The sequence below is a fragment of the Stenotrophomonas sp. 8(2023) genome, from assembly GCF_030345295.1.
GTDB lineage: Bacteria > Pseudomonadota > Gammaproteobacteria > Xanthomonadales > Xanthomonadaceae > Stenotrophomonas > Stenotrophomonas muris.
In genome coordinates this window covers 4,378,471-4,400,679 of sequence record NZ_CP128404.1, presented here as the reverse complement: position 1 = coordinate 4,400,679, position 22,209 = coordinate 4,378,471, and the positions used below count along the sequence as shown (strand labels likewise).

Annotated in this window: 20 protein-coding genes; 11 read left to right on the top strand and 9 right to left on the bottom strand. The window is 67.6% G+C overall.

Annotation, left to right across the window (positions count from 1 at the left end):
- Positions 1 to 202: 202 nt before the first annotated feature.
- The 6 genes from rpmB to uvrD all read left to right on the top strand — a co-directional run bounded on the left by rpmB (position 203) and on the right by uvrD (position 6,563).
- Entirely contained in the window at positions 203 to 439 is a 237-nt protein-coding gene (gene rpmB, locus QP609_RS20350; protein WP_005411638.1) for a 50S ribosomal protein L28, read from the top strand.
- 10 nt (positions 440 to 449) lie between these two features.
- Positions 450 to 617 (top strand): 50S ribosomal protein L33, encoded by a 168-nt coding sequence (rpmG, locus tag QP609_RS20345; protein WP_169411268.1) that lies wholly within the window; start codon positions 450 to 452, stop codon positions 615 to 617.
- A gap of 484 nt (positions 618 to 1,101) precedes the next feature.
- Positions 1,102 to 1,350, top strand: coding sequence for a hypothetical protein (locus QP609_RS20340; protein ID WP_049442085.1), 249 nt, complete (start codon positions 1,102 to 1,104; stop codon positions 1,348 to 1,350).
- A gap of 125 nt (positions 1,351 to 1,475) precedes the next feature.
- Positions 1,476 to 2,894, top strand: coding sequence for a cardiolipin synthase (gene cls, locus QP609_RS20335; protein ID WP_014648869.1), 1,419 nt, complete (start codon positions 1,476 to 1,478; stop codon positions 2,892 to 2,894).
- Positions 2,895 to 2,939: 45 nt separating this feature from the next.
- The gene (locus tag QP609_RS20330; protein WP_049442084.1) at positions 2,940 to 4,361 is read left to right on the top strand and encodes an FAD/NAD(P)-binding protein; all 1,422 of its coding nucleotides are present in this window, start codon (positions 2,940 to 2,942) and stop codon (positions 4,359 to 4,361) included.
- Between the two features lie 9 nt (positions 4,362 to 4,370).
- Positions 4,371 to 6,563, top strand: coding sequence for a DNA helicase II (gene uvrD / locus QP609_RS20325; RefSeq protein WP_126411522.1), 2,193 nt, complete (start codon positions 4,371 to 4,373; stop codon positions 6,561 to 6,563).
- 104 nt (positions 6,564 to 6,667) lie between these two features.
- Here the strand turns inward: uvrD and QP609_RS20320 are convergent, their stop codons facing one another.
- Complete coding sequence (locus QP609_RS20320) at positions 6,668 to 7,405, bottom strand: hypothetical protein (RefSeq protein ID WP_249327265.1); 738 nt, start codon at positions 7,403 to 7,405, stop codon at positions 6,668 to 6,670.
- Between the two features lie 109 nt (positions 7,406 to 7,514).
- Between QP609_RS20320 and QP609_RS20315 the strand changes: the two genes are divergently transcribed.
- From QP609_RS20315 to QP609_RS20305, 3 genes are all read left to right on the top strand, one after another.
- Positions 7,515 to 7,841: a low molecular weight protein tyrosine phosphatase family protein gene (locus QP609_RS20315; RefSeq protein ID WP_014648866.1), complete on the top strand. Its 327-nt coding sequence runs from the start codon at positions 7,515 to 7,517 to the stop codon at positions 7,839 to 7,841.
- A gap of 106 nt (positions 7,842 to 7,947) precedes the next feature.
- Positions 7,948 to 8,502 (top strand): hypothetical protein, encoded by a 555-nt coding sequence (locus tag QP609_RS20310; protein ID WP_014648865.1) that lies wholly within the window; start codon positions 7,948 to 7,950, stop codon positions 8,500 to 8,502.
- Between the two features lie 301 nt (positions 8,503 to 8,803).
- Complete coding sequence (locus tag QP609_RS20305) at positions 8,804 to 9,250, top strand: universal stress protein (RefSeq protein WP_005411629.1); 447 nt, start codon at positions 8,804 to 8,806, stop codon at positions 9,248 to 9,250.
- A 169-nt stretch (positions 9,251 to 9,419) separates the two neighbouring features.
- On the opposite strand, the gene QP609_RS20300 is transcribed toward QP609_RS20305, so the two are convergent.
- On the bottom strand, positions 9,420 to 9,704 hold the full coding sequence (locus QP609_RS20300) for a DUF2782 domain-containing protein (protein ID WP_014038952.1): 285 nt from the start codon (positions 9,702 to 9,704) through the stop codon (positions 9,420 to 9,422).
- A 97-nt stretch (positions 9,705 to 9,801) separates the two neighbouring features.
- Here QP609_RS20300 and polA point away from each other — a divergent pair, with 97 nt between their 5' ends.
- Together polA and QP609_RS20290 are read left to right on the top strand one after the other, a co-directional pair.
- Complete coding sequence (polA, locus tag QP609_RS20295) at positions 9,802 to 12,576, top strand: DNA polymerase I (protein WP_164232650.1); 2,775 nt, start codon at positions 9,802 to 9,804, stop codon at positions 12,574 to 12,576.
- A gap of 369 nt (positions 12,577 to 12,945) precedes the next feature.
- Positions 12,946 to 13,425, top strand: a complete 480-nt coding sequence (locus QP609_RS20290) for a YetF domain-containing protein (RefSeq protein ID WP_046433229.1) — start codon at positions 12,946 to 12,948, stop codon at positions 13,423 to 13,425.
- A gap of 44 nt (positions 13,426 to 13,469) precedes the next feature.
- Here QP609_RS20290 and QP609_RS20285 read toward each other — a convergent pair whose 3' ends face one another.
- The 7 genes from QP609_RS20285 to QP609_RS20255 all read right to left on the bottom strand — a co-directional run bounded on the left by QP609_RS20285 (position 13,470) and on the right by QP609_RS20255 (position 22,065).
- Entirely contained in the window at positions 13,470 to 14,990 is a 1,521-nt protein-coding gene (locus QP609_RS20285) for a hypothetical protein (RefSeq protein ID WP_197621029.1), read from the bottom strand.
- A 96-nt stretch (positions 14,991 to 15,086) separates the two neighbouring features.
- Positions 15,087 to 15,983, bottom strand: coding sequence for an oxygen-dependent coproporphyrinogen oxidase (gene hemF / locus QP609_RS20280; protein WP_032960638.1), 897 nt, complete (start codon positions 15,981 to 15,983; stop codon positions 15,087 to 15,089).
- Between the two features lie 53 nt (positions 15,984 to 16,036).
- On the bottom strand, positions 16,037 to 17,650 hold the full coding sequence (locus QP609_RS20275) for a hypothetical protein (protein WP_197621030.1): 1,614 nt from the start codon (positions 17,648 to 17,650) through the stop codon (positions 16,037 to 16,039).
- A gap of 37 nt (positions 17,651 to 17,687) precedes the next feature.
- The gene (locus tag QP609_RS20270) at positions 17,688 to 18,653 is read right to left on the bottom strand and encodes a hypothetical protein (protein ID WP_197621031.1); all 966 of its coding nucleotides are present in this window, start codon (positions 18,651 to 18,653) and stop codon (positions 17,688 to 17,690) included.
- A gap of 35 nt (positions 18,654 to 18,688) precedes the next feature.
- Positions 18,689 to 19,249, bottom strand: a complete 561-nt coding sequence (locus QP609_RS20265; RefSeq protein ID WP_014648857.1) for a hypothetical protein — start codon at positions 19,247 to 19,249, stop codon at positions 18,689 to 18,691.
- 30 nt (positions 19,250 to 19,279) lie between these two features.
- Positions 19,280 to 19,699: an NUDIX domain-containing protein gene (locus QP609_RS20260; RefSeq protein ID WP_032960632.1), complete on the bottom strand. Its 420-nt coding sequence runs from the start codon at positions 19,697 to 19,699 to the stop codon at positions 19,280 to 19,282.
- Complete coding sequence (locus tag QP609_RS20255) at positions 19,696 to 22,065, bottom strand: S9 family peptidase (protein WP_197621032.1); 2,370 nt, start codon at positions 22,063 to 22,065, stop codon at positions 19,696 to 19,698. The genes QP609_RS20260 and QP609_RS20255 overlap by 4 nt, the downstream gene beginning before the upstream one ends.
- Positions 22,066 to 22,209 lie beyond the last annotated feature (144 nt).

Below are 22,209 nucleotides of genomic sequence, written 5' to 3'. Positions count from 1 at the left end.
GGTAACTTGCGCAAGTGTTTGAACCCGTGCATAATGCGCGGCTCGCTGTGTCCGGTTTTCTACCGGGCGGCGCTCCCGGGAGCACGTCCCCGGCCGCCCAACGCCAGCGTAACCCTTTGATTCTCTTGACGTGTGGTGGGCAACCATCGAGGCCGCCGTCGCCCGGGCTACGGGCTGACAACTACTACTATCGAGGTGCGCAATGTCCCGCGTATGCCAGGTTTCCGGCAAGCGAGTGCAGACGGGTAACAACGTCTCGCACGCCAACAACAAGACCCGTCGTCGTTTCCTGCCGAATCTGCACGAGCGCCGTTTCTGGGTGGCCAGCGAGAACCGCTGGGTCAAGCTTCGTGTTTCCGCGCATGCACTGCGCACCATCGACAAGAACGGCATCGATTCCGTTCTGGCTGAGCTGCGTGCGCGCGGCGAAAAGGTCTGAGGAGTAAAGCATCATGGCAGGCAAGCGCGATAAGGTCCGTATGATTTCCTCGGCCGGTACCGGCCACTTCTACACGACCGACAAGAACAAGAAGAACACCCCGGGGAAGATGGAATTCCTGAAGTACGATCCGGTCGTGCGCAAGCACGTCCTGTACAAGGAAGGCAAGATCAAGTAATCCGCACGGATTGCTGGTCCCCGCGAAGAAACCCGCCCTTGCGGCGGGTTTTTTCATGCCTGGCGTGCAGACTTCGGTAGCGGCCGACCTTGGTCGGCACTGCCGCACTCCCTGCGCACGCTGTCGCCAATGGCACCCTGCCTGAGGTGAAGGGCCGAATGCGATAAGTGATTGTTCCTACCGGTTCTGCCGCCTCGCGCGGTTCAAATCGATTGGAACGACGGGCCCCGCCGTGCCCATGATGGCTGGCCGCTGCGGTTGCAGCGGTCGGGCTTGCAATCCCGTGAAGTCAATCAATCAGTAGACTCGCCCGCCGTCGCCGGAGATCCCTCCGGCGACGGTTGGTGACCTATCCGCCTCTATGGCGGACGGTGCGAGGGGGCCTTGCGCCCGCCGGTTCGTTTGCTGATTGATTGCTTCCCGGTATTGCAACCACGCATCGTCCGCCACCTTCACGGTGGCCAGATCCGTTGAAGGAGGTTGCATGAACACCCCATCACACCGGCAGGACCTGGAACTGGGCTGGCTGCGCCTGCAGCGCATGCTGCAAGGCATCGAGGGCATGGCGCTGCTGCTGTGCGACCACCATCTGGCACTGGCCAACGGCGCGCCGTCGCCGCTGCCCGAGGCGCAGCTGGAGCGGGCCGCACAGGCGATCGCCTGCATGGCGCTCAACGGCCGCCGCCATGCCGACACGGTGCGGCAGCTGTGCGAGGTGCCGGTGCGGCATTGATCCATCCTGTAGAGCCGAGCCCACGCTCGGCTGCTGTGCGGTCGGACCGGAAGGCCGTCGAGCGCGGCTCGACTCCACAAGGGCCGGTGGGCAGAATGGCCCATCACCTCCCGACGGGCGACACGATGCTGTTCGAGTGGTTGCTGGGTTCGTACCTGCTGCTGATCGACTGGCTGATCCGGCTGGTTGCACTGTGCTGGATCCCCACCCGCACCACGCCGGGGGCGGCGCGTAGCTGGCTGCTGCTGGTCGGCTTCGTGCCGCTGCTGGGCCTGCCGCTGTACCTGCTGTTTGGCCATCCATGGCTGTCGCGCGAGCGCATCCGCCGCCAGGCCGAGGCCTCGCAGGTCATCCGCGAGGAACAGGCGCTGCAGCATCGCCTGCGCTGGACACCGCAGCCGGACACCGCCAGCGCCGAGATCGTGCCGCTGGTGCAGCGCCAGGGCGACTTCATGCCGGTGCACGGCAACGCCGTCGATCTGCTGACCGACTACGACGAATCACTGCACACGCTGATCGCCGACATCGACCAGGCCGAAGACCGCGTGCACCTGCTGTACTACCTGATGTTCGACGACGCGGTGGGCGAGGCGATCGTCGAGGCCCTGCAGCGTGCGGCTGCACGTGGCGTGCAGTGCCGCGTGCTGCTCGACGCGGTGGGCGCCAAGCGCGGCCTGCGTGCCTATCGCAAGCGCCTGCAGGCGCGCGACATCGAAGTGCGCGCGATGCTGCCCGGTGGCCTGCGCTGGCGCCGCAGCGGGCGCATGGACCTGCGCAACCACCGCAAGATCGCGGTGATCGACAACGAAGTGGCCTATGTCGGTTCGCAGAACCTGGCCGGCCCGCAGTTCGTGCCTGGCCACCCGAACCGCGAGCTGGTGGCGCGCGTGCGCGGCCCGGCGGTGGCGCATCTGGAAGCGGTGTTCGCCAGCGACTGGTACATGGAAACCGGCCAGCGCCTGGACGTGATCGCCGATGTGCCCGAGTGCAGCGACGACATCGCCACCCAGTTGCTGCCCAGCGGCCCCGCCTATCCCTACAGCAACGCACGCGATGCGGTGGCGGCGCTGATCCACCTGGCGCGGCGCCGGCTGGTGATGGTCACCCCGTACTTCGTGCCCGACGAAGCCACGCTCAGCGCCTTGCGCATTGCGGCGTTGTCCGGCGTGCAGGTGCAGCTGATCCTGTCGGCCAGCAACAACCAGCGGCTGACGTCGTGGGCGCAGGAGGCCTACTACGACGAGCTGCTGCGCTGTGGCGTGCGCATCGCGCTGTACGAGCCGCAGTTCCTGCACGCCAAGCACATGAGCGTGGACGAGGACATCGCCGTGCTCGGCTCGATCAACATGGATATCCGCTCGTTCGCGCTGAATGCCGAAATCGGCCTGGTCTGCTACGACCGTGCGCTGGTGCAGCAGCTGTGCGCGATCGAGGATGGCTACCTGCGCGAGTCGCGGCAGCTGGACCTGCAGCAGTGGCGCAGCCGTCCCACGTGGCGGCGCAGCCGCGAAGGCATCGCACGGCTGGCCGATGCGTTGATGTGAAACGGCGGCAACCGCCCGCTTCGGCAATCCGGCCCGTCATCGCCGATGGCCTACAATCGGCGCATGACTGATTCACCGCGTAATGGCGAACTGGACCTGGCAATCATCGGTGGTGGTGCGGCCGGGGTGCTGGTGGCGATCCAGGTGTTGCGCCAGGCCCAGGCGCCGCTGGCGCTGGCCATCTTCGAACCGGCTTCGCAGCTGGCGCAGGGCATCGCCTATGCCACGCCGTGGCCGGAGCACCTGCTGAACGTGCCGGCGGCGAAGATGAGTGCGTTTGCCGACCAGCCCGGCGATTTCCTCGACTACCTGATGGCCGCCAATGCCTACCCGGGCGAGGCGCGCGAGGTGCTGGGCGAGCGCTACGTGTGCCGCCACCACTTTGCGGCCTACCTGCAGCAGCGCCTGCAGGAGGCTGCCGCAGCCAGCCCGGCGCAGCTGCAGGTGATCGCGCAGCCGGTGCTGGGCCTGCAGCCGGATGACCATGGTTACCGGCTGCTGCTGGGCGATGGCCAGACGCTGCACGCCGCACAGGCGGTGCTGGCCACCGGCAACAGCATGCGGCCGCTGCCGGTGGCCGGTGCCGATGCGCTGCCTGCCGATGACGTGATCGAGGCCTGGGACTACGACGGCGTACGCACCCTGGCCGGTGAGCAGGCCGTGGCCATCGTCGGCTCCGGCCTGAGCATGGCCGACACCGTGCTGGCGCTGGTTGCTGCCGGCCACACCGGCCCGCTGCACGTGATCTCGCGCCATGGCCTGCTGCCGCTGCCGCATGCGCATGGCGGCCTGCCCGCGTTCGACCCGGCTGCGCTGCTGCCGATGAGCCTGCGCCAGCGCCTGCGCGCGTTGCGCGGGTTCGCGCGCCAGGCGCAGGCCGACGGCCTGCCGTGGCAGGGCGTGATGGACCGCATCCGTCCGCACGGGCAGGCGCTGTGGTGCAGCCTTGACGCGGCCGACCAGCGCCGCTTCCTGCGCCATGTGGTGCGCTACTGGGACGTGCATCGCCACCGCATCGCCGAAGAGGTCGACGCACAGCTGCAGGCGCTGATCGAAAGCGGCCAACTGCGTATTCACCGGTCCCGCCTGCAACGCGTCGGCCGCGAAGGCGATGCCCTGCGGCTGTCGGGTCGCGACGCCTCCGGCAAGGATCAGCAGTGGACGATCAGCGGGGTGATCAACGCCACCGGTGTGGAAACCCGCGCCAGCGCGCTGCGCAATCCGCTGCTGCAGCAGCTGCAGGCCGATGGCCTAGCCCGCCCCGGCCCGCATGGGCTGGGCCTGGACAGCACGGTGCCGGGCGACCGCCTGCGTGCCGCCGGTGGCCAGCCGCAGGCGCGGCTGGGCGTACTCGGCAGCCTGCGCATCGGCAGCCTGTGGGAAAGCCTGGCGGTGCCTGAACTGCGTCAGCAGGCGCAGGCACTGGCCACCCAGGTGGTCGCAGGAGCCGCGACGGCGATGCCGTAAAATGGGGGCATGGATGTCTCCCACCTGCTTGATGGCCTGAACCCGGCCCAGCGCGAAGCCGTCTCCGCTCCCCCCGGCCACCACCTGGTGCTGGCCGGTGCCGGTTCCGGCAAGACCCGCGTACTCACCCACCGCATCGCCTGGCTGCATGAAGTCGACGGCGTGCCGACCCACGGCATTTTCGCGGTGACCTTCACCAACAAGGCGGCCGGCGAGATGCGCCACCGCATCGACGCACAGCTGCCCCATGGCAGCCGTGGCATGTGGATCGGTACCTTCCACGGCCTGGCCAACCGCCTGCTGCGCCTGCACTGGCAGGACGCGAAGCTGCCCGAAGGCTTCCAGGTGATGGATTCGGACGACCAGCTGCGGCTGGTCAAGCGCGTGGTGCAGGCGCTGGAGCTGGACGACGGCAAGTACCCGCCCAAGCAGATCGCGTGGTGGATCAACGCGCAGAAGGACGAGGGCCGCCGCCCGCAGCACATCCAGCCCGAACCGCACGACGCGTGGCTGGAGACCATGCGCCAGGCCTACATCGAGTACCAGGCGCGCTGCGACCGCGCCGGCCTGGTCGACTTCGCCGAGCTGCTGCTGCGCGCGCACGAACTGCTGCGCGACAACCCGGCGCTGCTGTCGCACTACCGCGCCCGCTTCCGCGAGATCCTGGTGGACGAGTTCCAGGACACCAATGCCATCCAGTACGCCTTCGTGCGCGTGCTGGCCGGCGATTCCGGCCACGTGTTCGTGGTCGGCGACGACGACCAGGCCATCTACGGCTGGCGCGGTGCCAAGGTCGAGAACGTGCAGGGCTTCCTGCGCGATTTCCCGGGCGCGCAGACCATCCGCCTGGAGCAGAACTACCGCTCCACCGCCAACATCCTCGGCGCTGCCAACGCGGTGATCGCGCACAACCCGGATCGCATCGGCAAGCAGCTGTGGACCGACAGCGGTGACGGCGAGCCGATCGACCTGTACGCCGCGTACAACGAGATGGACGAGGCACGCTACATCGTCGAGCGTGCCCGCCAGTGGGTGCGCGACGGTGGCAGCTACACCGAAGTGGCCGTGCTCTACCGCAGCAACGCGCAGTCGCGCGCGCTGGAAGAAGCGCTGCTGAGCGAGCAGGTGCCATACCGCGTGTATGGCGGCATGCGCTTCTTCGAGCGTGCCGAAATCAAGGACGCGCTGGCCTACCTGCGCCTGCTGTCCAACCGCAACGATGACGCCGCGTTCGAGCGCGCGGTCAACACGCCCACCCGGGGCATCGGCGACCGCACGCTGGACGAAGTGCGCCGCGAGGCACGCGCGCAGGGTATCTCGCTGTGGGAAGCAACGATGCTGGTCACCCAGGGCAACGGGCTGGCCGCACGCGCGCGCAATGCGCTGGCCGGCTTCCTGGGGCTGGTCAACGAGCTGCAGGCGCAGACCGTGCACATGACCCTGGCCGAGCGCGTGGACCACGTGCTGGCCCGCTCGCAGCTGCGCGAGCACTGGAGCAAGGAAAGCCGCAATGCGCTGGACTCGGAGTCGCGCACCGACAACCTCGACGAACTGGTCTCGGTGGCCTCGCGCTTCGTGCGCCGGGCCGACGACATCGAGGAAGTGGGCGAGGACATGGACGAGCTGGTCGCGTTCCTGGCCTATGCCGCGCTGGAGGCCGGTGAGGGCCAGGCGCAGGCAGGCGAAGAGGGCGTGCAGCTGATGACCCTGCACTCGGCCAAGGGCCTGGAATTCCCGCTGGTGTTCCTGGCCGGCCTGGAAGAAGGCCTGTTCCCCAGCGCACGCTCGCTGGAGGAAAGCGGGCGGCTGGAAGAAGAGCGCCGCCTGGCCTATGTCGGCATCACCCGCGCGCGCCAGAAGCTGGTGCTGAGCTATGCCGAATCGCGCCGCATCCACGGCCAGGACAACTACAGCCTGCCGTCACGCTTCCTGCGCGAGATTCCGCGCGAACTGCTGCACGAAGTGCGCCCGAAGGTGCAGGTCTCGCGGCCGGCCTCCATGGGCGCCAGCCGGGTGATGGGCCATGCCTCGATCGAGGCGCCGCCGGTCAAGCTCGGCGCGCTGGTTACCCATCCCAAGTTCGGCGAAGGCATGGTGACCGACTACGAAGGCAGCGGCGCGCACGCCCGCGTGCAGGTCGAGTTTGCTGATGCCGGCAGCAAGTGGCTGGTGATGGCCTACGCCAACCTGACGGTGATCTGATCACCGTCAGGGGGCGGGAATTCCTGTAGAGCCGAGCCATGCTCGGCTGCTTCAGGCGGGAAAACCAGCCGAGCATGGCTCGGCTCTACAACAGCGGTCGGCTATCAGCCGATGGTGAACTTCTCCACGGCTGCCACCAACCCGGCGCGGTCCATCGCTTCTTCATCCTGGCGGTTGCGGATCAGCGCGTAGTGGCCTTCCGCCGGCGACAACACCTCGATCACTTCGCCGCGGTAGTTGGTGATCTCGATGAAGCCGTTGCTCACTCCGCTAACGTTGTCGATCTCCGCTATCAATGTCTCCAGGCTCACAATGGCACCGTCCTTGTCCGTGCCGCCACCAGTGCGGGGATTGTCGAAGTACACGCTGATCTTCGGCTGCCTGGTCCTATGCCAGTTGTTGACGTCAACGATGTGATGTGTGGACCACCTGAAATCCTCTGCTGATTCGTTGCCGTTGAACTCACACCGGAAGATCGGCAGGCACAGGAACAGACCCGTGCGCTTCTCGATCCCATTCAGAAGCCCGTGATAAGTGCTGGGAACCACCATCGCATGAGTGAACCCATAGGCGTTGGAAGGAATTTCAAAGATCGTTGGCCCATCATGTGAAAGACGGGGCGGCGCGTTCAGCACAACGCTGGCGGCGAACTCCGGATCATCGACATTTTTGGACGCGATCGCGAGGTCATGTTCCTTGGCATTTCTGATGCAGCAATAGAGCACGTACGTCGCGACTACGTACTTGCTGAAGTAGCAGTCGTGCGCCTCGGCTACCTCTGCGAACGTCGTTAACAGGTCATCCTTGGTGATCATGGGCATCTGGACGGTGGAAAGGCCCATGATGGTCTTTCGAGTGTTTTCCGGCCATGCAACTTGTCCGAATGTACCTGAGTGGGGTCAGAGCCCTTTTCCGTTGGAAAAGGGATCCGACCCCGATTAGGCTGCGCTCATGACCCGCAATGTGCTCTTCCTCTGCAGCCAGAACCGCCTGCGCAGCCCGACGGCCGAGCAGGTATTCGCCGATTGGCCGGGCATCGAGACCGCCTCGGCCGGGCTGCTGGCCGACGCCGAGGAAGTGCTCAGCCCCGAGCTGCTGCAGTGGTCCGATATCGTGTTCGTGATGGAGCGCGCCCACCGCAACCGGCTGTCCAGCCGCTACAAGGCCTGGTTGAACGGCAAGCGGGTGATCTGCCTGGATATTCCGTATGACTACGAGTACATGGACCCGGTGCTGGTGGAACTGCTGAAGCGCAAGGTCACGCCGTTCCTGCGTTGACAGACTGTTGTAGAGCCGAGCCCATGCTCGGCTGCTTTTCCGGCCAGAAGCAGCCGAGCATGGGCTCGGCTCTACAATAGGTGGCACTTCTTCCAGGAACGCCCCCATGACCGAACCCACGCTGCACGTCACCGTGAAGTTGAACGCCCGGCTGCAGCCGGAGCACCGCCACGAACTGTTCGAGGATCCGCTCGACGCGCTGCTGCAGGCGGCCCAGGTGGGCGAGCTGACCGGCGGCGGCACCGCGATGTCCGACCTGGGTGAGGTCGAATACGGCGATATCGAAGTGGCACTGGTCGATGCCGCGGGCGTGCCGAAGCTGATCGACCTGCTGGAGCAGCTGGGTGCACCGAAGGGTTCGCAGATACAGGGCGCAGGCGAGGCCGATCGCAGCTTCGGCGTGACCGAAGGCCTGGGCATCTACCTGGATGGCCTGAACCTGCCGGACGAGGTCTACGAACAGTGCGATTCCAACCACGTGTTCGAGCAGCTGTCCGGGAACATCGACGGCCTGGGCGAGATCTGCAGCTGGTGGCAGGGCCCGACCGAGACCGCGCTGTACATGTACGGCCAATCGTTCGAGGCGATGCGCGATGCGATTGACGAGTTCGTGGCCAGCTACCCGCTGTGCCAGAACGCGCGCGTGGTGCAGATCGCCTGAGCGACGTTGTTGTAGAGCCGAAGGTAGCGGCAGGAGCCGCTGCCAACGTCGCTTGCGACGGCCCGAAGGGTGCCGGTCAGGACGACCGGCATAGCCCATGCTCCGCTGCTTTTCCCGCCAGAAGCAGCCGAGCACGGGCTCGGCTCTACAGAAGAGGGCGGGCCGAGCCTGTCCCCCGGACCACGTGACGGTGCGCACACGCCGCTGCGCGGCGCCGGATTGATCCTGCTCAAGGCGCCGCCTGCACATACGGTGTGCAATGGTGTCGTTCCCATCCGGCAGACCGCCACGGAGCCCCACCATGTACAAGCGCATCCTGATTGCCACTGACGGGTCCGAACTGGCCGACAAGGGCCTGGCCAAGGGCTTGGAGCTGGCCAAGGACCTCAACGCCGAGGTCGATATCGTCACTGTTTCCGAGCCGTGGGCCGTCGGAATGTACGACGCCATGGGCTGGAGCGTGGGCTACATGAACAGCCCCGAATACAAGGCCGACCGCGAGGAAGGCGCGCAGAAGGTGCTGCAGCCGGCGCTGGCCAAGGCCGCCGAGCAGGGCATCACCGCCAACCCGGTGCACGTGCTGGACCGCTATGCGGCCGACGGCATCATCGAGACCGCCGGCGAGCGCAACAGCGACCTGATCGTGATGACCTCGCACGGCCGCCGTGGCGTGACCCGTGTACTGCTGGGCAGCCAGACCGCCGAAGTGCTGGCACGCAGCACGCTGCCGGTGCTGGTCATCCGCTGATCCATACCCGCTGATTCAAGCGTTCCCGGGGAGGGGACCCGACGCCGGCCGCAGGATGCGCGCCGGCGTTGTTTTTTGTGGGGGGATCGGGGCCGTGCCGGTGGCCCTGAGGGGGTCAGAGCCCTTTCCTGTGGAAAGGGATCCGACCCCGGTCACAACCCCGGTCACCTCACCAGCTGTACAGCTTCCAGTAGACCGGCGACACGCCGTCCTTGTCGTTGTCCATGCGGCCGTCGCCGTTCTTGTCGTACATGTAGAACGGGGCACCGCGCGACGGGGTCACCTTGACCATGCGCAGCTGGCCGGACACGCGGTATTCCTCGATGGTGTCACCGTTGTCCATGGTGCGCTTGGATACATCCGCGCCCTTGACGTCCACCGGGGGAGCGCCCGCGCCACCCATGCTGGCGCAGCCAGCGAGCAGGAGCAGGGAAGCCAGCATCAGGGTCTTCATCGGCGGGGCCTTTGCCTGGAAAGAGCCCTGATTATGCCCCATCGCGGTGTACGGGCCGTGTCGCCGCGGTGCAGGCACGGGCGCGTAGAATCGGCACATGAGCAGATTAGTCCTGATCGACGGGTCCAGTTACCTGTACCGCGCGTTCCACGCGCTGCCGCCCCTGTCCAATGCACAGGGTGAACCCACCGGCGCGCTGTTCGGCGTGGTCAACATGCTGCGTTCGACGCTGAAGGAGCGCCCGGCCTACGTCGCGTTCGTGGTCGACGCCCCGGGCAAGACCTTCCGTGACGACCTGTACGACCAGTACAAGGCCAACCGCCCGCCGATGCCCGATGAGCTGCGCAGCCAGGTCGAGCCGATGTGCCGCATCGTCGAAGCGCTGGGCATCAGCATCCTGCGCATCCCCGGCGTGGAGGCCGACGATGTGATCGGCACGCTGGCCCTTCAGGGCCTGGCGCAGGACCTGAAGGTGACCATTTCCACCGGCGACAAGGACTTCGCCCAGCTGGTGCGCCCGGGCATCGAGCTGGTCAACACCATGACCGGCAGCCGCATGGATTCGGATGCGGCGGTGATGGAGAAGTTCGGCGTGCGCGCCGACCAGATCATCGACCTGCTGGCGCTGATGGGCGACGCGGTCGACAACGTGCCGGGCGTGGAGAAGTGCGGGCCGAAGACCGCCGCCAAGTGGCTGGCCGAGTACCAGCACCTGGACGGCGTGATGGCGGCCGCGCCGGCCATGAAGGGCAAGATCGGCGAGAACCTGCGCGCCGCGCTGGAGCGGCTGCCGCTGAACCGCGAGCTGGTGACCATCCGTACCGACGTGCAGCTGGACGCCAGCCCGACCACGCTGGCCCTGCGCGAGCAGGATGTGCCGGAGCTGACCGAGCTGTATACGCGCTATGGCTTCACCCAGGCGCTGAAGGAGCTGGGCGCGCCGGTGCCGGCACCGGTGGCCGCCAGCGAGGCGACCCCGAGCCTGCGCGGCACCGCCGCTGGCTTCGCCCGTGGCAGCGTCGAGGCGCCCGCCGCTGGCACGCTGGATCCGGCACTGTCCGCGCCGGGTGAGTACGAGACCGTGCTGACCGCCGAGCAGCTGCAGGCCTGGGTCGAACGCCTGCAGCAGGCCGACCTGATCAGCTTCGATACCGAGACCGATGCGCTGGACGCGATGCGCGCGCGCCTGGTGGGCATCAGCCTGGCCGTCGAGCCGGGCAGGGCGGCGTACATTCCGGTCGGCCACGATTACCCGGGTGCGCCGGCCCAGCTGCCCATGCAGCAGGTGCTGGACGCACTGCGCCCGGCGCTGCAGGACCCGGCGAAGAAGAAGCTGGGCCAGCATGGCAAGTACGACCTGCATGTGCTGCGCCGCCACGGCGTGGCGGTGCAGGGCTACCACGACGACACCATGCTCGAGAGCTTCGTGCTCAATTCCACCGCCACCCGCCACGACATGGATTCGCTGGCGCTGCGTTACCTGGGCTACAGCACCATCAAGTTCGAGGACGTGGCCGGCAAGGGCGCCAAGCAGATCCCGTTCTCGCAGGTGGGCATCGACGAAGCCAGCCGCTACGCCGCCGAGGACGCCGACATCACCCTGCGCCTGCACCACGCATTGCAGCCGCAGCTGCTGGCCGAGCCGGCGCTGGACAGCGTGTACCGCAACATCGAGATGCCGCTGGTGCCGGTGCTGGCCAGCATTGAAGCCAATGGCGTGCGGATCGACACCGACGAACTCCGCCGGCAGAGCCAGGACCTGTCCTCGCGCATGCTGGCCGCGCAGCAGAAGGCCACCGAGCTGGCCGGGCGCAGCTTCAACCTGGATTCGCCCAAGCAGCTGCAGGCGGTGCTGTTCGACGAGCTGAAGCTGCCGGCGGTGGTGAAGACCCCGAAGGGCCAGCCCAGCACCAATGAAGAGGCGCTGGAGGCGATTGCCGACCAGCATGAGTTGCCGCGGGTGATCCTGGACTACCGCGGGTTGGCCAAGCTGCGCAGCACCTACACCGACAAGCTGCCGGAGATGGTCAACCCGGACACCGGCCGGGTGCATACCAGCTACCACCAGTCCGGTGCCGCCACCGGCCGCCTGTCCTCGTCGGACCCGAACCTGCAGAACATCCCGATCCGCACCGAGGACGGCCGCCGCATCCGCCGCGCGTTCATCGCCCCGGAAGGCTTCCAGCTGCTGGCGGCCGACTATTCGCAGATCGAACTGCGGATCATGGCCCACCTGTCCGAGGACCCGGGCCTGGTGCGTGCCTTCGAGCAGGGCGCCGACGTACACCGTGCCACCGCCGCCGAGGTGTTCGGGCGCACGCTGGAGGAGGTGACCCCGAACGAGCGCCGCGCCGCCAAGGCCATCAACTTCGGCCTGATGTACGGCATGAGCGCCTTCGGCCTGGCCCGCAACCTGGGCATCGACCGTGGCCAGGCGCAGGACTACGTGGCGTTGTACTTCAGCCGCTACCCGGGCGTGCGCGACTTCATGGAGCGGATGCGCCAGCAGGCCCGTGACCAGGGCTACGTGGAAACCCTGTTCGGCCGTCGCCTGTACCTGAACGACATCCACGCCCGCAACCAGGGCCTGCGTGCCGGTGCTGAACGCGCGGCGATCAACGCGCCGATGCAGGGCACTGCCGCCGACATCATCAAGCGCGCGATGGTGGATGTGGACCAGTGGCTGCGTGACAGCGGGGCGCCGGCACGGATGATCCTGCAGGTGCACGATGAACTGGTGTTCGAAACCGAAAGCAGTTTCGTCGAGGACCTGCGTTTGCAGGTGGTGGAGCGCATGTCGCAAGCGGCCAAACTGCGGGTGCCACTGGTGGTCGACACGGGCGTCGGCAACAACTGGGACGAAGCGCACTGACGGTGTTTCAGGCCGAAAACGACGTGAATTTGTTCATGAGTCGGGTGTTTCTGACTCGACCATGAATGTTGCCCCTATTGAAATTCATTAAATGGGGCCCCTTCACGAACCGTTAGTGTTCGAAGTGCTTCTATAACTCCCGACAGGCGCAACGCCTGTTGTGGATCTCTCCCATCCCCTGGAGCAGATCTCGGAACGGGGACTCCTCCCCAAGTGCCCGTTCCCCGGCCCCGTTGACCTCCCCCTGGTCAGCGGGGCTTTTTATTTGCGCCAACGGAACACACACTGGGGGTCAGATCCCTTTGCCCGCCGGGCAAAGGGATCTGACCCCAGATGCTAGGCTGGGCCACCGTTCCGCAGGGGAAGACCATGCCCGACCTGTTCGCCCTGGCCATGCCGTGGTGGGAATTCATCCTGCGCGCGGTGGTGGTCTATGTCGTGGTGCTGGGCATGGTCCGGCTGGGCGGCAAGCGGGCTCTGGGGCAGATCACGCCTTTCGACGTGCTGCTGATCGTGCTGCTGGGCAACGCGGTGCAGAACGCGCTGCTGGGCACCGACACCTCGCTGGGCGGTGGCCTGCTGCTGGCGGCCACCCTGATCGTGCTGAACTACGGGGTGGGCTGGTTGACCACCCGGAATCGGCGCATGGAGCGGATGATCGAAGGAGAGCCCACCGTGATCGCGCGTGATGGCCGGCTGTTGGAGGGCGTTCTCCGCCGCGAACTGATCAGCCGGGCCGATTTCGATGCCGCGCTGCGCCAACAGGGCGGCCTGCAGATCGAGGACGTGCAGATCGCCCTGCTGGAGACGACCGGGCACATCACGATCATCGCGCGGAAGAGCACCTGACCTCGTAGCGCCGGGCCCATGCCCGGCTCAACAGGTGCCTGGCCTCAGGGAGCGGCTTCAGCCTTCAGCGCCGGCCAGTTGCGCGTCGCGTCCACATCGCAGGCGACGTGGGTGCCCTTGCCGTCCTTCGCGCAGATCGCCGCCATGGCCTGCGGAATCTTCGGATCCGCGGTATGCGCATACACCGCGGCCATTGCCAGGCAACCTTCGCGCACACCCGCGCTGCACAGCGTCTGGAAGTAGGACCGCGATGCGGCCCATTGTTCGTTTTTGAACAGTGCCTCGCCGGCAACCTTGCAGCCCAGCAGCTTGCCATCGGTGCAGCAGGCCTTGGCGCCGTCCTTGCGGTCCAGGGTCGGGCAGTCCAGCGGCAGGGGGATCTCCACGAAGGCCACCGGCGGTGCGCAGCTGGCATTGCCTGAGCCCGGCTTGCGCTCGTAGTAGGCGAAGCGGTTGCCGCCGTCGACGCTGGCCAGGTTTCCGTTCTTCAGCGGCTGCAGTACGAAGTCGCTGCCGACGTCGCGATGGATGAGGATGCGCCCGTCCTGGAGGCTCGCGCGCAGGCGCTGGTCGCGGCCCCCGGCTTCCACCAGGCCACCATCGAGGAAGCGCAGCTGCGAGAGCACGCCGTACTCCGCTTCATAGCTCCCACAGGGCAGCGCGGAAGCCGGCACCGGGGCCAGTGCAGCGGCCGGTACCGAGGCCAGTCGGGCAAGCGCCTCGGCGCGGCCGCAGGCCACGCCCTCCGCGCGCTGGGCGCACGACAGCTGCAGCGCCTCATGGGCCTGCAACAGGCGCCCACCACTCCACAGCGCCTCGGCAACGTCGGCGCAGAACGCCTCGCCGTGCTGCTGCCGGCACAGTGCGGCCAGTTCATCGAGCTGTGCGGTCGGCAAGACAGGGTCGTTCGAATGCTGCAGGCCGAGCACGGCCTTGCCCATCATCTCGGCGCCGACCACCTCGGCGATCGCCCTGCAGCCCTCGGCATTGAACGACGCCGAATCCTCCTTGCAGATCTCCGGCATCGGCGGCTCGGAACGTGCAGGCGCCGGCGCTGCGTCCTTGGCCTGCCGCTGGTAGGTCTCCAGCAGCTGCATGCAGGCCGCGCCCACGCCTTCGGCGCACCAGGCATGCAGCTTCAGCGGTTCGGCTTCCGGCAACGCCTCCAGGCACTCGGAGGTGTTCATTACGCAGCCGCCCTCGATGGGCTCCGGCATCGTCTTGCAGACGGCGGTGTGCTCGCGGGTGAATTCGCGATAGGGGGTGCTGATCGTGCGATCGTTGTCCGAGAAGTACCAGTTTTCCAGGCGGCCGGTGGACAGGTTGCCGGTGCCGAGCACGTCCTCCTGGCGGGCGATGCGCAGCTGCTCGGTGGCTTGGTAGGGGCCGGACAGGAAACCATGGCCTTCACTTTCGATGGTCAGCGTGGTGTTGCCGTCGACGTCCTTGTAGGTGCCGCAGGCCATCGATTGCGCGGCGGCCGGCAGGCTGGCCGAGGCCAATGCAAGCAACAGCAGGGAGCGCCAGCCCGCGGCGCGGGGGCGGAAGGGAACAGCAGCAGGCATGGGGTCATCCTTGAAGGAGGCAGTGCAGGGCCTGTCCGGTGCGGGGCGCACCACAGGCGTAAGAAGGCGCCACGGATCAGGCGTGGCGCCGGACGATCAGAGCCAGTCGCGTGGCACCAGGTAGTCGGCCAGGCGCGCCTCGGCGCTGCCCGCTTCCGGGGTGAAGCCGTACTCCCAGCGCACCCGCGGCGGCAGGCTCATCAGGATGCTTTCGCTGCGGCCACCGCTCTGCAGCCCGAACAGGGTGCCGCGGTCGTAGACCAGGTTGAACTCCACGTAGCGGCCGCGGCGGTACAGCTGGAACTCGCGTTCGCGCTCGCCATATGCGGCGTCCTTGCGCTGCTGCACGATCGGCAGGTAGGCGTCGAGGAAGCCATCACCGACCGCACGCAGATAAGCGAAATCGCGCTCGAAATCGCCGTGCAGGTCATCGAAGAACAGGCCGCCGACGCCGCGCGTTTCATTGCGGTGGCGCAGGAAGAAGTATTCATCGCACCAGCGCTTGTGCGCGGCATAGCGCTCGTCGCCGAACGGCGTGCACAGGTTGCGTGCGACCCGGTGCCAATGCTGCACGTCCTCGTCGAACGGGTAGAACGGAGTCAGGTCGAAGCCGCCGCCGAACCAGCTGGCCACCACTTCGCCGTCGCGCTGCGCCTGGAAGAAGCGCACGTTGGCATGGGTGGTCGGCACGTAGGGATTGAGCGGGTGGAACACCAGCGACACGCCGGTGGCGCGCCAGGAGGCGCCGGCCAGTTCCGGGCGGTTGGCCGAGGCCGACGGCGGCAGGCGGCTGCCGGCCACATCGGAGAAGCCGATGCCGGCCTGCTCGAACACCGCGCCGTCGCGCAGCACGCGGGTACGCCCGCCACCGCCCTCGGCCCGCTGCCACAGGTCTTCCTGGAAGCGGGCCTGGCCATCGACGGCCTCGATCGCCGCACAGATGCGGTCCTGCAGGTCGGTGAGGTAGGTGCGCACGCGCTCGAATTCGTTCATGGCGCTACTTTACCGCAGGGCCTGCCCGAAGCTGCGGGCAGGCCTTGGCCGGCTCATCGCTTGCGGTTGGAAGCGCGCGGCGCCGGAGTGTCCTCGGCCGTCGCTTCGTCCACCGCCTCCTGCAGGACACGGCCCAGCTCCAGGGCGCTCCAGTTTCCGGTGTCCAGCACGTCGCAGGCGACGTGGCGCCCGCTGCGGTCGGCGGCACACAGCCGCTCCAGCGTCGCATGGGCGTCGATGTCGCTGCTGCGGCCCTGCGCTGCGACCAGGTTTTCGCAGCCCTCGCGCACGCCGGCACGGCACACGGTGGTGTAGTGCTCTGCCGCCTGCCGCCACTGGCCGGACAGCGCAAGACGGTTGCCAAGAATGTTGCAGCCCTGCAGCTTACCCTGCGCGCAGCAGGCTTCGGCACCGCCGCTGGCCAGCGCCTGCGGGCAGTCCTGAGGCAGCGGCAGCACCGTGTAGTGTTTCGGCGGGCTGCAGGTGCTCGCGCCCTCGCCGGTCGGCACGAACACCTGGAAGCGTGTCCACGTGTCCAGGCCCAGCAGCTGCCCCCCGGGCAACGGCCGCAGCACGAAGTCGCCGCCCTTGTCGTGGCGGATGCGGATGTCGCCGTCTTCGACACGAGCACGCAGTTGGCTGTCCCAGCCGATGCCGACCCGTCCTGCATCGCCGAAGTCCAGCGTATCCATCAGGCCACCTGCGGCGCGGAAGGTGCCGCAGGGCAGCGCCGTAGCCGGCTGCGGCCGCAACGAGGCGCCCAGCGCCTGCAATGCAGGCAGGCGCTCGCAGGCGGCGCTTTCCTTACCGGGCGCGCACGCTGTGGTCAGTGCCTGCACCGCCTGCAAGGGGTCGCCGGATTCCCACGAGAGCTCGGCCACGCGGCTGCAGAAGCCGCCATGGCCGACCTGCTGGCACAACTGCAACAGCTGCTGGCGCTGCGCGGCCGGCACCACCACCGGCGTGGAGGGTGACAGCACGGAGCTCACGGCTTCGACCATCGCCGCACCCATCGCGGCCTTGACGATCTGCTCCTGCATCGCCGGATCCGCTTCCAGAGCCGCTGCACAGGCCGGTGTCTCGTTGCTGAAGCCGCCATTCCGGCACGGCACAGGCAGTTCGATGCCGGCCAGTGCGGTATCGAGGATGGCCTGTTGCTGCGCCTCATCCGGCGTGGCCGGCGCCCTGGCCTCGTCATGCCAGCGATCGGCCAGCTGCAGGCACATGCCGGGCACGCCTTCCCGGCACCCTGCTTCCAGCGCGGCCGGGGGCGCTTCACGGCGGTTGTCCAGGCACGCCGCCGCATCGGCCAGGCAGCTGCCTTCAGCCGGCCTGGCTGCGGCGGCGCACTGTGCGGGGGCCTGCAGGATGTAGACCGTGCCATCCACCTCGACCGTGCGGCCACGATCGCGCACCTGCAACGCGCTGGGCAGGCCGTACTCCAGGTTCACCAGTTGCAGCTTTCCGTCGATCTGCTGGAACGCGACCGGAGACGGCGCACTGCCGAAGTGCTTCTGCTCGCCGCGGTTCGGTGAGCTGATGCGCAGCGTGCCGCTGCCTTCGTCGGCCTTGAACAGGCCGCATTGCGGTGACTGTGCGGCGGCCATCGGCGCGGCCAGCAGCAGCGCCCAGGCCAGCCAGCGGCGGCGCGATGCGGGTGAATGCATGTCGTCTCCTTGACGATCGAACGGGAAACTCCAGGCGCTACGGCGAACCACGGCCCTCGCGCGGGGGCGTGCATTGTGCCGTGCCGGGCACCGGCTGGTAGCGCTGGTAACCGGTCTGCGTATCCATGCCAAGCAGGTCGCCGTTGCCCAGCTGGCGCAGGACAAGGGTTTCGCCGTCCTGCTGAAGGTGGATGGCGCCGTCTTCCAGTCGGCCGCGCGTGCCATCGCCGAAGTCGAGCCTGTCGATCGCGCCGCCATCGGCCTGATAGCGGCCACAGGGCACTTGCTGGAGAGGCACGAGGCGTAGATCGGTGCCGAGTTCACGCAATGGCGCAACACGTTCGCAGGCACTGGCGCGCCCAGCATCGCAGACCACCTGCAGCGCCTGCACGGCCAACGCGGGTTCCAGCGCGATCAACTGCTGCTCGGCAACCTCGGTGCAGAAGCGACCACCGCGCTGGTGCAGGCAGAGCCGCTGCAGCGTGGTGCGCTGCGCGGCAGGCAATGGCGCGTCCTGCTGCCCGGCTGCGGCGGCGGGTGCAGCGAGAAAGTGGCGCAACAGCGCCGAGCACCCGGCGCCGACGCTTTCCTCGCACGCGCGTTGCGCCTGTTCCGGCGGCGCATCCGCGAGCCGCGCAATGCACAGCGCAGGTTGGCCCAGGCAGCCGTCGGTGACGGGCGCAGGGGCGCGCTGGCAGGCCTGGGGTCGATGCAACTCGAAGTCGGTCATGCCGTCGTTGATATGCGCCCCGTCAGCAGCCACGCTGATGGCGGTGGATACACCGTCGTCGAGAAATACCAGGCGCAGATCGCCGCCGCTGCGGTCGATGCGCACAGGCGCGTGTTCCTGGCCTTCCAGAGCGCGATAACCGGCAGTGGATGATTCGAACACCAGCGCCATGGCGCCCTCGGTGCTGCGGTACTCGCCACATCGCAACGCGTCGGCGGACGCAGGTTGCGCGGCGAACAGCAGCAGTGCGGGGAGCAGGGTCAGCACGCGCATGCGACGGTCCTCGTCCAGCGGGAATCGGATGGGGCTCAGCGGAAGCGCGAGCGGATGTCCGGCCTCAACAGGCGCCAGGCCAGCCAGCCCTGCAGGCCGAGGAACAGGATCGAGGTACCGACCACGATGAAGGTGACCATCCAGCGCCGCGGCTGCAGCTCCTGCTGCAGGGCCGGGTCATCGGCCAGCAGTGCGATGAGATCGCGCATGCACGCGTCCAGCCACCAGGCGATCGCGAAGTTGGCCAGTGCGCTCAGCAGCAACAGCGCCACGAAGCCCCACAGGCCCCAGCGGCGTTCGCGCAGCAGGCCCCAGCTGGCTGCGGTCGAGACCAGGCAGGCCAGCGCGATGATCATCGAGGCGCCCACCGGGTGGGCCAGCAGCCAGGTGACGCTGTGCACCCGGTGCGCCTGCGCCATTCCGGCGAGCGACTGCCACAGCGGGGTGCCGTGCAGTGGCCACAACAGCAGCGCCTGCAGCACGAAGTAGAGCGTCAGCAGCAGGCACAGCCAGAACGACGCCTGCGCCATCGGGCGCACCCAGGCGTGAGCGGGTGGCGTGGTGCGGGTGGGAAGCGGCGGGAGCGGCACTGACATCCGATGTCCTTGCAGTCGGCGCCCGCCTGCTCAGCGGGCCGTCACCCGGGTGGCGACCGCCGGCAGGATATGGTGTTCGCTCAAGGGTGCCAAGGGCAGGCCATGCGGTGGTTGCAGCGGCACCCAGGCCAGTTCGGCAATTTCGGCGCACGCCTGTGGCGTACCGTCCACCTGCACCCACCAGGCCTGGGCCTGCACGCGGTGGCCGGGCTCGTTCACTGCCCAGTCCTCGAACGTGCCCAGTGCGATGGCGGCACCGGTGCACAGCTGCACGCCCAGTTCCTCGTGCAGTTCGCGGGCCAGCGCCTGCAGCGGTGCTTCGCCGGGTTCGGGCTTGCCACCGGGCTGGATGAAGCGGCGGGCACCGTGCTTGCGCACCAGCAGCGCCCGGCCGCGGTCATCCAGGATGACCGCGGCCACGATCCGGATCATGGCCGCGGCGTTGCTCACTTCAGGTTCTGCTCGAACAGCTTGAGGATGCGCTTGTACTGGTCCAGCCAGGAATCGGCACGCACGTAGCCGTGGCGTTCCAGCGGGTACGGTGCGATCGACCAGTTGTCCTTGTGCAGTTCGATCAGGCGCTGGGTCAGGTTCACCGAGTCCTGGAAGAACACGTTGTCATCCATCATGCCGTGGGCGATCAGCAGGTTGTCCTGCAGGTTCTGCGCGTACTCGATCGGCGAGGACACGCGGTACGCCTCCGGATCGATGTCCGGGGTGTTGAGGATGTTGCTGGTGTAGCCGTGGTTGTAGTTGTGCCAGTCGACCACCGGGCGCAGCGCGGCGCCGGCCTTGAACGTGCCCGGCGAACGGAACAGCGTCATGAAGGTCATGAAGCCGCCGTAGGAGCCGCCGTAGATGCCGGCGTGGTCACGGTCGCCCTGCTGGGTGTCGACCAGCCAGTCCAGGCCGTCCTTGTAGTCTTCAAGTTCCGGGTGGCCCATGTTGCGGTAGATGGCCGTGCGCCAGTCGCGGCCGTAGCCCTCGCTGCCGCGGTAATCCATGTCCAGCACGATGTAGCCCTTCTGCACCAGCAGGTTGTGGAACATCTGCTCGCGGAAGTAGGCCGGGTAGCGCTGGTGCACGTTCTGCAGGTAGCCGGCGCCGTGCACGAACATCACGATCGGGTACTTCTTCCCCGGTTCCTTGTTTTCCGGCTCGTAGTACTTGGCCCAGACCACGCCCGCACCGTGCCTGGACGGTACCGCGACCAGCTTCGGCTGGATCCACTGGCGTGCCTTGTAGTCGGCGGTGCGGGTGTCGGTCAGCACGCGTGCCTGGCCGCCGGTGCTGGGCAGCACCGCCAGCTGCGGCGGCAGGTAGGCACCGGAGTAGCGCACCAGCAGCTGCTGGCCGTCCGGCGACAGCGAGAAGTCTTCCACGCCGTTGAGGCTGGTCAGCTCGCGTACCTGGCGGTTGCCGGTGTCGACCGCGCAGACTTCGTAGTCATGCGGCGCCTGCTGGTTGCACAGGAAATAGAAGCCCTTGCCATCGGCCGACGGCACCGGCGCCGAGGTTTCCCATTTGCCGCTGGTCAACGCCTGCGGCTTGGCGGTGCCGGCCTGGGTGTACAGGTGCGAGAAGCCCGATTCCTCGGACAGCAGCCACAGCGTGCGGCCATCGGCCATCCAGCCGAAATCGTTGAAGCCCCAGTTGATCCAGGCGTTGTCGGTCAGGCGGTGGCGGTTCTGCACGCGGCCGTCGGCGGCATTGACGCTGATGATCCAGCGGTCCTTGTTGTCGTTGGCACGCAGCATCACCGCGGCCTGCTGGCCGTCGGCGCTCCAGCGGATGCCGCCGCCCATGAAGTCGCTCATCACCTGCACGCTGCGCTCGCCCTTCAGCGCATCCTTGCCGGCCTTGCGGCGCAGCTCGGCCAGCGGGTCGGTGCTGATGCCCGGCAGGCTGGACAGCGAGAGCTTTTCGGCCTTGCCGGTGCGCACGTCCACGTACCACAGGGTGTGTGGCTCGAAGCCGTTGCGGCCGACGCGGGTGCGGGTGTCCTCGGTTTCCTCGTAGCCCGACTCGGTCACGTACAGCGGCATCTTGCTGGTGCGGCCGTCGTCGAAGTCCTTCGGCTTGGTCACCACGATCAGGTGGGTCAGGTCCGGCGACAGCACGCTGTCACCGATCTCGACGTCGGCGCCCAGGTACACCGGGCCCGGTGCGCGGGTCGGGTCGGCCTGGCGCCAGCGCTGGTCCTGGTCCTTCAATGCTTCGCGCTGGTCGCGGTCGCGGCGCAGGGTTTCCAGCGTGCGCAGCTGCTGGTCGCGCAGCACGTCGGCCTTCGGCGGCGTACGCGGGTCCTTCTCGGCCTTCAGGCTGGCCACCTGCTGCACGCCGCTGGCGGCGGTCCAGTGGAACCAGTTCTGGCCGACGCGCCAGATCACGCCGTTGTCGGCAGCGAAGTTCACGTTGCCCGCGCGCTCGTTGCTGCGGGTCAGCTGGGTCAGTGCGCCGCTGCGCAGGTCGCGCACGAACACATCGCCATTGCGGACGAAGGCGCTGCGGCTGCGGCTGCGGTCATAGACCGGCTCGGCCACGTCCAGGGTGCCGCGCTGGTCATCGGCCACCTGCGCGGCCACGCCACCGGCCACCGGCTGGCGGAAGGTATCGCGTACCGGGCTGCCGTTGCGCTTGAGCTGGTACTCCACCTGCTGGCTGTTCCACGACCACCAGGCCTTCTCGACCGGCGGACCGATCCAGTCCGGGTCGGCCATGGCCTGTTCGATGGTGATCGGCGTCGGCGCGGCATGCGCAGCCGGTGCGGCCAGCACGGCCGACAGCAGGAGGGACAGGGGCAGCACTCGGGACATGGGCGGACGGCACCAGTAGAGGAAACCGGGCAAGCGTAGCAGCCGCACGGGCCCGGGGCAGGGGCCACAGGTCATGGCAGCGGAATCGGCAAAATGGCCCCCTCCAGGTCGCTGCGACGGCGTGTGCGGCATGATGGCCATTCC